Consider the following 11,436-nt stretch of genomic DNA (forward strand, 5'->3'; position numbering starts at 1 on the left):
TAATCCGCTGGGCTACTCGCGCATGTTGTCTTTGCGGCAACTCGAAATAAGTTACACCCATGTACTCCGATATGCAAATCGGCGTGTCGTCACGCCGCCCGCCGCTTCGGGATCTCCTGCGTGGCGGCGCGCACCAGCTTCGGTTCGCTCTCGCCGCGCACCGATGCCGCGTCCACCACCACCTGGGTCACATCCTCCATGCTCGGCAGCAGGAACATCGTATGCTCCAAGGTCCTCTCGATGATCGAGCGCAGCCCGCGCGCGCCGGTTCCCCGCTGAATCGCCGTCGCCGCGATCTGTTCGACGGCCTTCCGGGTGAACACCAGCTTCACGCCGTCCACGGCGAACAGCTTGCGGTACTGTTTGGTCAAAGCATTGGCGGGTTGCGTCAGCACATCGGCCAGATCGGTTTCGGTCAGGTCCTTCAGCACGCTCACCACCGGCAGACGTCCGATGAATTCCGGCAGCAGCCCGAACTCGGCCAGATCGTCGGCCGTGACCTGCCCCAGCAGCTCGTCGGGCGTGGCCTCATGCTCGTGCCAGGAGGCGCCGAACCCGCTCTCACGCGTGCCCAGACGCCGCGCCACGATGTCGGTCAGGCCGACGAACGCGCCGCCGCAGATGAACAGGATGCCCCGCGTATCCAACTGGATGGTCTCCTGTTCGCGGTGCTTGCGCGTGCCCTCCGCCGGCACGGAGGCGATGGTGCCCTCCAGGATCTTCAGCAACGCCTGCTGCACGCCCTCGCCGGACACGTCGCGGGTGATGGACGTGTTCTCCCCCGATTTGCGGGCGATCTTATCGATCTCGTCGATGTACACGATGCCGTGCTGTGCGCGGCTCACGTCGCCGTCTGCGGCCTGCAGCAGCCGCTGCAGCACGGTCTCCACGTCGTCGCCCACGTAACCGGCCTCGGTCAGCGTGGTCGCGTCGGTGATGACGAACGGCACGTTCATCACACGGGCCAGCGTCTGCGCCAGGTAGGTCTTGCCCACGCCGGTCGGCCCCATCAGCAGGATGTTCGATTTGGCCACCTGCACATCCGCCAGCGGGTCGGCGGCGCGCCGCGCCCGCACCGGGGAGCCATCCTTGCCGGCCCCCAGCTCGTCGGCGGCCTCGCGCAGCTCCATATTGACGCGCTTGTAATGGTTGTAGACGGCCACGGACAGCGTCCGCTTGGCGTCCTCCTGGCCGACGACGTACCGGTCCAGGTACGCGTTGATCTCCACCGGCTTCGGCAGCGTCAGCGCGTTGACGTCGACGTCGTGATGCCGCTCCTCGGAGATGATGTCCACGCACAGCGCGATGCATTCGTCGCAGATCGAGGCGCCGGGGCCGGTGACCAGCTTGCGCACCTGATGCTCGGTTTTGCCGCAGAATGTGCAGCGCGGCACATCCTCGTTGTAGCTCACCACGCGTCCCATGCAGTTCCTCCGTTCCGACGCACCATACAACGGATGCGCCCCCTACCGAGGATACCTGCCGGCTCCTCGGGCGGGGGCGCACTCATGTAAAGGTCATGCGGACATTCACGAACGGTGTTCGAGCACCTCGTCCACAATGCCGTATTCCTTGGCCTCGGGGGCGGTCAGGAAGGTGTCGACCTCGATGTCCTTGCGGATGCGTTCGACGTCCTGGCCGGTGTGCTTGGCCAGCGTGTTCTCCAGCCATTCGCGCATGCGCAACATCTCGCGGGCTTGGATTTCGATCTCCGTGGCCTTGCCGAAGCCCTGGTCGATGGCCGGCTGGTGGATGAGCACGCGCGCGTTCGGCAGGATCAGGCGCTTGCCCTTGGCACCGGCGGCCAGCAGGATGGCGGCGGCCGAGGCGGCCTGGCCGAGGCAGACGGTCTGCACGTCCGGTTTGATGTACTGCATCGTGTCATAGATGGCGGTCATCGCGGTCATCGAACCGCCCGGCGAGTTGATGTACATCATCACGTCACGGTTCGGGTCCTGGCTTTCCAGCACCAGCAGCTGGGCCATGATGTCGTCGGCGGCGGCGTCATCCACCTGCACGCCCATGAAGATGATGCGGTCCTCGAACAGGCGGGTGTACGGGTCCTGACGCTTGTAGCCGTACGGGGTCTTCTCCTCGAACTGCGGCAGGATGTACCGGTCCTGCGGCGCGAAACGCGCGTCGCGGACGGAGGACGGCACGAATCCGACCACGCCCCTCGCCCCGGCGAGACGGTCGGCGCGGGCCGCGAACTTCGCTTCTTCACTTGCCATTGCTCGTCTTTTCCCTTCCTCAGTCGGCGTTGATGGTGTCCGGCGTGGTCACGATCTTGTCGACGAAACCGTATTCCAACGCCTGCTGCGCGGTGAACCAGTGGTCGTACTCGTTGTCGCGGTAGATCTCCTCCACCGTGTGACCGGTCTGTTCCGCGGTCAGCTCGGCGAGCGTGCGCTTCATATCCATGATCAGTTCGGCGTTGATGCGCACGTCGGTGGTGGTGCCGCCGATGCCGCCGGACGGCTGGTGCATGAGCACACGGGCGTGCGAGGTCAGATACCGCTTGCCCTTGGCGCCGGAGCTCAACAGGAACTGGCCCATCGAGGCGCACATGCCCAGACCCACGGTGGCCACATCGGGTTCGATCAGCTGCATCGTGTCGTAGATGGCCATGCCGGCGGTGATCGAGCCGCCCGGCGAGTTGATGTACAGCCAGATGTCCTTCTTCGGATCCTCGGCGGCCAGCATCAGCATCTGGGCGCAGATGCGGTTGGCCATGTCGTCCTTGACCTCCTCACCCATCCAGATGATGCGGTCCTTGAGCAGACGGTTGAAGATCGGGTCGACGGGCCCGGCAGGCACGTCCTCGCCGGCCATGACCGGCGATGTTGCAAGCAGATTGCTCACCATGTCTCCTTCACAATTAGTCGTGATGTTCTTCAGCCTACCGCCTCGAATCGACGGCCCGCGGCTTTTGCGCGGAACGCATAGCGCACCGCCGCGGCGGCCGGCAACCGGCACGCGATATCAGGCATGTACGGCCGGCTTCGGACCGGCGGCACCGGCGCGATCGAGCCGCGCGCCGAGCCATTGGGCGCACACCGTGCTGGCCGCCACCGCCAGGCACACCGGCACGAACAGGTTCAGCGGCGCATCGGTCAGCTCCATGACCAGGCACATGGCCATCAACGGCGCCTGCTGCGAGGCGGACAGCAGCGCGCAGGCGCCGATCAGCGCGTAGACGCCAATCGAATTGGTGCCGAAGCCCTGCATCCAGAGGATCCCCAGCACCGCGCCCAACGTGGCGCCCAACGCGATGCCCGGGGTCAGCACGCCTCCGGAGGCGCCCGAGCGGATCGTCAGCAGCGTCATGACGCCCTTGACTGCGCAAGATACCAGCAGCACGCCGATCAGCGCCCAATCGCAGTCGCCGCCGAATCCTATCTGCGCCGTGGCGCGGCCGTTGCCCATCACCTGCGGCACCCAGATGGCCACCACGCCGGTTATTACACCCGCCAGCGGCAGCTGCCAGAGTATCGCGTTGCCCGTGGCGTGGTGCCGCTCGGCCCAGGACGAGCCAAATCGGAACACCGCGCCCGCAACGCCGCACACCAGGCCCGCGACCAGTGCGAACCCCATCAGGTCGGGCGTGAACAGCCCGCTGGGCTCGCCCATGTCATAGAACGTGTGCGTGCCCTTGATCAGCGTGCCCACCCATGCCGCCACGGTGGAGCAGGCGAACGCGTAGGCCACGGTCCGAAGCGTCACGTCGGCCAGCAGGATCTCCACGGCGAAGAACGCACCGGCCAACGGCGCGTTGTACACGCCGGCCAGGCCCGCGCCAGCTGCGACCGCCACAATCGTGCGGGTGTCGGCGGCGTTGAGCTTCAGCCAACCGGAGGCGCGTTGGCCGGCCATCGCGCCGAACTCGCGCGGCGCCACCTCGCGGCCGATCGACATGCCGCAGCCGACAATCAGGATCTGCAGCAGCACATGCACGATGGTCTGCCACCACGGCATCCGCTCACCCGCCACCGCTTTGGTCACCGAGGGCACCTTGGCGCTGCGGGTGCGCAGCAGCCACCAGATCACCGCGGCGAGGGTCGCGCCGACAATCACTGACAGCGCGCGGCGCCACGACGGCGTGGCGAACGGCCCGGGCTGTTCGGGACTCTCCACGAAGCCCAGCGCCACATGTTCGATGCCGTACAACATCAACGTCAGCAGACCGGCCGCAACGCCGATGACCACGCCCAGTCCCAGCACCGCCGCGATCATCGCCACCGCACGTCGACGTTCACTCATCGCACACTCCCTCCGCATCAATGATTGTGGGCTGGAACCGGCACAACCGGTTCCAGCCCACAATCATCGTTATTCAGACCCTTGCCACGGCAAGGTCACAACTCACTCGGCGTCCTCGGCCTGGGCGAGCTCGTCGGCCACGGCGGCAGCGGCGGAGGCGGCCTCAACGGATTCGGCCTCCTCATCCTCAGCCACGTCACCGAGGAAGGAGCTCAGATCGAGCACCTCGCCCTCGCACTTGAAGGTCACGGCACGCATACCGGCCAGCAGGCCCTTCGAGCGGCCGACCTCCTCCACGGCGGAGCCCAGCTGGCCGTTGCGGATGATCGCGTTGATGAACGCCGACGGATCCATGCCATACTGCTGGGCGATGGAGGCCAGGAAGTTGGTCACATCCATCTGGGAGACCTTGACGTCCATCTTCTCGGCCAGGGCGTCGAGTACCATCTGGTCGCGCAGCTCGTTCTCGGCGGCCTCCTCGGCCTCGGCCTTCTGCTCCTTGGTGGCCTGCTCCGGATCCGGGGTCATGCCCTTCAGGTGCTGCTCGGTGGCCTCGGCCTTGACGCCCTTCGGCACCGGGATCTCCAGGCCCTCCTTGAGCTTGGCGATGAACGCGTCGCGGGCCTCGGTGGCCTGGCGGCCTTCGGCGTCACGCTCGCAGGCCTTGCGGATATCGGCCTTCAGCTCGTCGAGGGTGTCGAACTCGGAGGCCTCCTGGGCGAAGTCGTCGTCCAGCTCCGGCAGCTCCTCGGCCTTGACCGAGTTGACCTTGACCTTGATCTGGGCCTTCTCGCCCTCGTGCTCGCCGGCTTCCAGCGTGCCTTCGAAGGTGGTCTCCTCGCCGGCGGACAGGCCGTCCAGGGCCTCATCCAGGCCGTCGAGCATGGTGTTGGAGCCGAGCTCGTAGCTCACGCCCTCCTGGGAGTCGACGGTCTCGCCGTCGATTTCGGCCACGAGGTCGATGTTCGCGTAGTCGCCCTTGGCGGCCGGACGGTCCACACCCACCAGGGTGCCGAAACGCTGGCGCAGGTTCTCCAGGCGGCGGTTCACGTCCTCATCGGTGATCTCGGCCTTCGGCACCTCGATCTCCATGCCGTCGAGTTCCGGGAGCTCGATGTCCGGACGACGTTCCACGGTGGCGACGAACTTGAGCTTGGTCTCGTCCTTGGCCGACGTGGGGACTTCCTGCACGTCGATCTCCGGCTGGGACATCGGACGGATCTTCTTCTCCTCGAGCGCCTTGGAATACAGCTCCGGCACACCGTTGTTCACGGCCTCGCCGGCAACGGCGGCGAAACCGATGCGCTGGTCGATGATCTTGCCCGGGACATGGCCCTTACGGAAGCCGGGCACGGTGACCTGCTTAGCGATCTCCTTGCGGGCGGCATCCAGATACGGGTTGAACTCCTCGGGATCGACGGTGATGGTGAGCTTCACCTTGGTGGGCTCGAGGTTCCTGACGCTGATTTTCACGCTTGCGCTCCTGTGAAATATTCGTATTCGTTATTCCTGCCGTTAGGCAACCGTTATATGATAGCGCGACTCACGGACGCTGCGATCAGCGACACCTGCCACGGGCGGGCACCCTGCTGCGTCAGGAATTCGGCGACGTCGCGACCGCCGGGGTCATCGGTCCAGCACAGGTTGCGGATGATCTGCGGCTTGACGATCATCTCCGCGGGGGTCCTGGTGTCCTCGGCGATCTGGTTGATCACATGGCGTACGGCCTGCAACCGCTCATACCGTTCGGGATGCCTGGCGGACCAGACCTTCATCGATCGGGGGGCATTGGCCTGAGAGTCGGCGGGCGCCGGCGGCATGGACGGCCACTGGTCGGCGGGCAGCGCCAGCGCCTGCTGGATCACGGTCTTCCAGACATTCGGCTTGACGGCCCGCTGGATCGGCGCGTAGCGTTCGAACATCTTGTCCTGCTCTCCGCCGGTATGCATGCGCACCCGCTCGTTCAGGGAACGGATCAGCCGGAACTCCCTGGCATTGCGGGGTTTCCTCTGCGCCGCCTCGATGATCGCCGCGTCGGACAGCAACAGACCCGGCGCGATGTCGTACCGCCGCGCCAGACGGTCGCGTTCCTCCCACAACGCCTTCGCCACGGCCAACCCCCGACGGTCGCGGCTCAACGTGGTGATGCGCGAGATCCGCATCCACGGCACCGGATGCCCGGCACGCGGCCGCACCCCCTCACGGAGCGTGTACGCGAACTCCTGACGGGCCCATTCGTCCTTGCCGTGCCGTTTCAGGTCCTCAAGCAGCAGCCGTTCGAGCTCGATGAGCAGTTCCACATCCAACGCCGCGTAATTGCGCCAGTCGCGGGGCAGCGGCCGGTACGACCAGTCGGCCGCCGAATGCTCCTTGGCCAGCGTGATGCCCAGGTAATGCTCGGTGACCGCGGCCAGGCCGAAGCGGTGCAGTCCCAGCAGGCGCGCGGCGATCTCAGTGTCAAACAACTCCTGCGGCTTCAGACCGATCTGCGCGAATCCCGGCAGATCCTGGACGGCATCGTGGATGATCCACGTCGCTTCCCCCACGGCGTCGTTGAACTCGTTCCAATCGACCCCCGCCTGCGTCAGCGCCACCGGGTCCAGCAGACCGATGCCGGCTGCCTCGCGCTTGAACTGGATCAGCCAGTCCTCATGCCCGTACCGGAAGCCCGACGCGCGTTCAGCGTCGGCCGCCAGCGGCCCCGAGGCCTCACGCAGCCGGCTACAGTACCGACGGTATCCGGACGGGGTGTCGATGATGTCGGGAACACCGTCTCGCGGTTCGGCCTGCAACCTCGGTTCCCTATCCAATCACGGTCCTTTCGCCATCGTTCACCGATGCGCGCAGGAACTGCGCCCACACCGACACCTGTGCGCCGGCATCCGCGCCTTCCGGCGACACCGACGGCGTCCATGATACGCGCATCTCGCACCCGGCGTGTGGCTCGGCTTCCATATCGCCGAACGACGTGTTCCGCGTCACCGTCACCGTGCCTCGGACGCCCTCCGGATCGACGGCGTCCAACGCGTCGAGCATATCCTCCCAATACATCGACGGCGTCAGGCAGTCGCGCTCGTTCTCGTCCAACGGCAGCCGGGCGAACGCCACGCATCGCCACTGCGAGGTCCAGCCGCGGCGGCCCTGCGCCGCATACAGCACCATGATCCAACCGGTCGCCATGCGGGATGGGGGTTCGTCGGACGACCCGTATTCCAATTCAACACCGATACCGAAGTCGGCCAACGTGGACGGCACCGGAATCTCCCGATACCGCATGCCCGCCATATGGGGCATCGCACGCACGGTCTGGACGGCGTGCCACACCACGTCGGGCACGCCTTCGGGGCGCGGCACTCCCCCACGTCCGTCCTCGGACGGCGACGCCGGGAATGCATAAATGTCCGCCATGATTCAAGGCTACGGGCTCATCGCCGGATTCGTGGTATCACCACGCGCACGGATGCCGGCGGTTCGCTGGATTCGGTCAGTACACCACGAAGCCGTGGGACTCGAACTGCTCCTTGACCCGCGTCTTGAGCTTGGCCGAGGGGCCCTTGGCGTCCTCCAGCGGGTACGGGATGCGCAGCTCATGCCACTTGGGCCGGCCGAGCTGGTGGAATCCGAGCACGTCGATATGTTCGATGGCCTCGCCGAAGGTGTCGCAGATCCTGGCTACGTTCTCCACGTTCTCCTCGGAGTCGGTCAGGCCGGGCACCAGCACGAAGCGTACCCAGATCTTCTTGCCGGCCCTGGCCAGACGCTGCCCGAACTCGATGGTCGGCGCGAGCAGGCCGCCGGTGACCTTGTGGTAGGTCTCCTCGTCGCCGGATTTGACGTCGAGCAGGCACAGGTCGATGTCCTCGATCATCTCGTCGGTGTAGTTGCGGTTGAGGAAGCCGGAGGTGTCCAGGCAGGTGTGCACGCCCATCTCCTTGGCCGCACGGAACACGCGGGAGACGAAGGCCGGCTGCATCATCGACTCGCCGCCGGAGAACGTGATGCCGCCGCCGGTGGCCTTGAACAAATCGGCGTAGCGTTCGACCTTCCTGATCATGGCCTCCAGGTACACGGGCTGGCCGTCGCGCATCTTCCAGGTGTCGGGATTCTGGCAGTACTGGCAGCGCAGCGGGCATCCGCTCATGAACACGGTCATGCGGGTGCCGGGACCGTCCACGGAGGTGTTGATGTCCCACGAGTGCACGAAGCCGATATCGCCGGTGCGCAGCGCCTCGATGCGGTCGCGACGGTCCAGGCCGATCGGCGATTCGAAGCCCGACAGGCCGCCCATCAGCGTCTGGCTGGCATACTGCTTGGAACGCTTCAGCATATGCCGGGTAGTGGTGCGGAACTCGGTGGTTTCAGACATCCTCGTCCTCCTTCTGCCGCGTGGCGTGGCGCACGCATTCGACTGTACTGATTGCCATCGTAGGGCCTGCCCCCCACGGACACGCGGTTTTCCGCTGTGAGGTGCGTCACGTGTCCTCGAGTCACTTCCCGCGGCACCACACGCCACGTCCCCGCATACGCCACATCCCACGTACGACACTTCCTCACCGAAAGCGAGCCGGCACGGGATACGAAAAGGCGGGGCCCTCCGAAGAAGACCCCGCCGGACCGTTCAGCCGTTCACACGGTGCAGGTCATCGACTCAGTCGACGACGGCACCCTGGTGGAACGTACGGGAGATCACGTCGAGCTGCTGCTCCTTGGTGAGCTTGACGAAGTTCACCGCGTAGCCGGAGACGCGCACGGTCAGGTGCGGGTACTTCTCCGGATGCTCGACGGCATCCTCGAGCTGCTCCTTGCGCAGCACGTTGATGTTGGCGTGGTACAGGCCGTGGCCGTTGCCCGCGTCCAGGATGCCGACCAGGTTGGTGACACGCTCATCCTCGTCGCGACCCAGGCCGTCGGGGGTGATCGTGTTGGTCAGCGAGATGCCGTCCAGCGCGTCGTTGTAGTCGATCTTGCCGACCGAGAACATCGACGGCAGCATGCCGTGGGAATCCATGCCGTTCTCCGGGTTCGCGCCCGGGGCGTACGGGGTGCCCTTGGCATGGCCGGACGGGAAGGAACCGGTGTTCTTGCCGTACTCGACGTTCGAGGTGATCGTCAGGATGGACTGGGTCGGGACGGCGCCGCGGTAGACCGGCAGGCGCTTGATCTGGCCCATGACCGTGGAGACGACCCACTTGGCGATGTCGTCGGCGCGATCGTCGTCGTTGCCGTAGACCGGGAACTCGCCCTCGGTGCGGTAGCCGACCACCAGATCGTCATCGGCGCCCTCGACATACTCGTACTCGTGGCCGGGCATGTCCTTGGCGTCCTTGTTGTAGATCGGGTAGACCTTGGCGTACTTGACGGCGGACAGCGAGTCGGCGGCGATGGACAGACCGGACATGCCGCAACCCAGGGTGCGGTACACCTCCTTGTCGTGCAGGGCCATCTCGATGGACTCGTAGGCGTACTTATCATGCATGTAGTGGATGATGTTCAGCGCCATCACGTAGGTCTCGGACAGCCACTCGAGGGCCTTCTCGTAGTTGTTCTTGACCTTCTCGTAATCCAGCGTGCCGTCGGCCTCGGGCTGGATCGGATCGATCACGCCCTTGTCGATGACCTGCATGCCGGTCATCTCGTCACGGCCGCCGTTGATCGCGTACAGCAGGGCCTTGGCGGAGTTCACGCGGGCGGCGAAGAACTGCATCTGCTTGCCGACGCGCATCGGGGACACGCAGCAGGCGATGGCCGCGTCGTCGCCCCAGTGGCCACGGATCTCCTTGTCGGACTCATACTGGATGGCCGAGGTGTCGATGGAGATCTTGGCGCAGAAGCGCTTGTAGCCCTCCGGCAGCTTCGGATCCCAGAAGATCGTGATGTTCGGCTCCGGGCCGGGTCCCAGGTGCTCGAGGGTCAGCGTGTTGAGCAAACGGAACGAGGTCTTGGTGACCATGGTACGGCCGTCGTCGCCGAAGCCGGCGTCGGACCAGGTCGCCCAGTACGGGTCGCCGGAGAAGATGGCGTCATAGTCCTTGGTACGCAGGAAGCGGACGATGCGCAGCTTCATGACGATGTTGTCGATGAGCTCCTGGGCACCGGCCTCGTCCAGCGTGCCGTTCTTCAGGTCACGCTCGATGTAGATGTCGAAGAAGGTCGAGTTGCGGCCGAAGGACATGGCGGCGCCGTCCTGGCTCTTGACCGAGGCCAGGTAGCCCATGTAGGTCCACTGCACGGCTTCCTGCGCGGTCTGGGCCGGGCGGGACAGATCCAGGCCGTACTCGTTGCCGAGGTTGATCAGCTTCTTCAGGGCCTTGATCTGCTCGTCATGCTCCTCGCGGAAACGGATCCAGTGCTCGATCTCCGGCTCGGTGAAGTCGTTGCGGTACGGCACGGAGTCCTTATCACGCTGCTTGAACTTGATCAGGGCGTTCACACCGTACAGGGCCACGCGGCGGTAGTCGCCGATGATGCGGCCACGGCCGTAGGCGTCCGGCAGACCGGTGAGGATCTTGTTGTGGCGGGCGACCTTGATCTGCTTGGTGTACACGCCGAAGACGCCATCATTGTGGGTCTTGCGGTACTTGGTGAAGATCTTCTTGATCTCCGGATCCGGCTCCTTGCCGGCCTCCTTGATGGCCTGCTCGACCATGCGCCAGCCACCGTTCGGCATCATCGCACGCTTGCAGGGAACGTCGGTCTGCAGGCCGACGATCACGTTGTCCACCTCAGGGCTGTCGATGTAGCCGGCCGGGAAAGCATCGATGTCGGCCGGGGTGTGGGTATCCACGTCGTAGACGCGCTGCTTGCGCTCCACGGCCAGGTAGTTGTCGTCGAGATACTGCCACAGATGCTTGGTCTTTTCGGTCGCACCGGCAAGGAAGGACTCATCGCCCTCGTACGGCGTGTAGTTCTTCTGAATGAAGTCACGCACGTCGATATCGTCCTGCCAATGGCCGCCTTCGAAGCCGTCCCACGCCTTGGCGTTGAGCTCCTCCGGGGAGACCGCGGTTGCATCAACTGCTGTCATATCCACTCCTTCTGGGTGATCGTCGGCGACGCATCGTTACGCCGTCGTTGGTTCATCATTGTAGCCGCAGCCGCCTGAAAACAAGCTGGGACGCGACGTGAGCTACATCACATTTTCGTTACCGTTCACATGACCGCGGTCGGAACGCGGCG

At 65.2% G+C, this 11,436-nt stretch carries 9 protein-coding genes; all 9 read right to left on the reverse strand.

The genetic code is table 11. The features are described 5' to 3' along the window. Window positions 1-89: 89 nt before the first annotated feature. The 9 genes from clpX to pflB all read right to left on the reverse strand — a co-directional run bounded on the left by clpX (window position 90) and on the right by pflB (window position 11,284). The gene (clpX, locus tag B4C31_RS01090; RefSeq protein WP_291530986.1) at window positions 90-1,424 is read right to left on the reverse strand and encodes an ATP-dependent Clp protease ATP-binding subunit ClpX; all 1,335 of its coding nucleotides are present in this window, start codon (window positions 1,422-1,424) and stop codon (window positions 90-92) included. Between the two features lie 105 nt (window positions 1,425-1,529). Next, window positions 1,530-2,231: an ATP-dependent Clp protease proteolytic subunit gene (locus B4C31_RS01095; protein WP_033506082.1), complete on the reverse strand. Its 702-nt coding sequence runs from the start codon at window positions 2,229-2,231 to the stop codon at window positions 1,530-1,532. A 19-nt stretch (window positions 2,232-2,250) separates the two neighbouring features. Beyond that, window positions 2,251-2,862, reverse strand: a complete 612-nt coding sequence (locus B4C31_RS01100) for an ATP-dependent Clp protease proteolytic subunit (RefSeq protein ID WP_129238298.1) — start codon at window positions 2,860-2,862, stop codon at window positions 2,251-2,253. Window positions 2,863-2,982: 120 nt separating this feature from the next. After that, window positions 2,983-4,260 carry a chloride channel protein gene (locus B4C31_RS01105; RefSeq protein ID WP_291530987.1) on the reverse strand — a complete coding sequence of 426 codons (1,278 nt, stop codon included), beginning with the start codon at window positions 4,258-4,260 and terminating at the stop codon, window positions 2,983-2,985. A gap of 102 nt (window positions 4,261-4,362) precedes the next feature. Beyond that, window positions 4,363-5,733, reverse strand: coding sequence for a trigger factor (gene tig, locus B4C31_RS01110; protein ID WP_291530988.1), 1,371 nt, complete (start codon window positions 5,731-5,733; stop codon window positions 4,363-4,365). 53 nt (window positions 5,734-5,786) lie between these two features. Then, complete coding sequence (locus tag B4C31_RS01115; protein ID WP_291530989.1) at window positions 5,787-7,070, reverse strand: HRDC domain-containing protein; 1,284 nt, start codon at window positions 7,068-7,070, stop codon at window positions 5,787-5,789. Next, entirely contained in the window at window positions 7,063-7,668 is a 606-nt protein-coding gene (locus B4C31_RS01120; protein WP_291530990.1) for a DUF3000 family protein, read from the reverse strand. The genes B4C31_RS01115 and B4C31_RS01120 overlap by 8 nt, the downstream gene beginning before the upstream one ends. A gap of 76 nt (window positions 7,669-7,744) precedes the next feature. Next, the gene (gene pflA / locus B4C31_RS01125) at window positions 7,745-8,626 is read right to left on the reverse strand and encodes a pyruvate formate-lyase-activating protein (RefSeq protein ID WP_033509207.1); all 882 of its coding nucleotides are present in this window, start codon (window positions 8,624-8,626) and stop codon (window positions 7,745-7,747) included. 282 nt (window positions 8,627-8,908) lie between these two features. Continuing rightward, window positions 8,909-11,284 carry a formate C-acetyltransferase gene (pflB, locus tag B4C31_RS01130; protein WP_043168621.1) on the reverse strand — a complete coding sequence of 792 codons (2,376 nt, stop codon included), beginning with the start codon at window positions 11,282-11,284 and terminating at the stop codon, window positions 8,909-8,911. Between the last annotated feature and the right edge of the window lie 152 nt (window positions 11,285-11,436).

This window comes from Bifidobacterium sp. UBA4282 (assembly GCF_002394995.1).
Classification (GTDB): domain Bacteria; phylum Actinomycetota; class Actinomycetes; order Actinomycetales; family Bifidobacteriaceae; genus Bifidobacterium; species Bifidobacterium pullorum_B.

Bases quoted from the DNA above. Each gene is read 5' to 3' on its own strand.
- pflA (WP_033509207.1), bottom strand. From the start codon at position 8,626: ATGTCTGAAACCACCGAGTTCCGCACCACTACCCGGCATATGCTGAAG.
- B4C31_RS01105 (WP_291530987.1), bottom strand. From the start codon at position 4,260: ATGAGTGAACGTCGACGTGCGGTGGCGATGATCGCGGCGGTGCTGGGA.
- B4C31_RS01120 (WP_291530990.1), bottom strand. From the start codon at position 7,668: ATGGCGGACATTTATGCATTCCCGGCGTCGCCGTCCGAGGACGGACGT.
- B4C31_RS01095 (WP_033506082.1), bottom strand. From the start codon at position 2,231: ATGGCAAGTGAAGAAGCGAAGTTCGCGGCCCGCGCCGACCGTCTCGCC.
- pflB (WP_043168621.1), bottom strand. From the start codon at position 11,284: ATGACAGCAGTTGATGCAACCGCGGTCTCCCCGGAGGAGCTCAACGCC.
- clpX (WP_291530986.1), bottom strand. From the start codon at position 1,424: ATGGGACGCGTGGTGAGCTACAACGAGGATGTGCCGCGCTGCACATTC.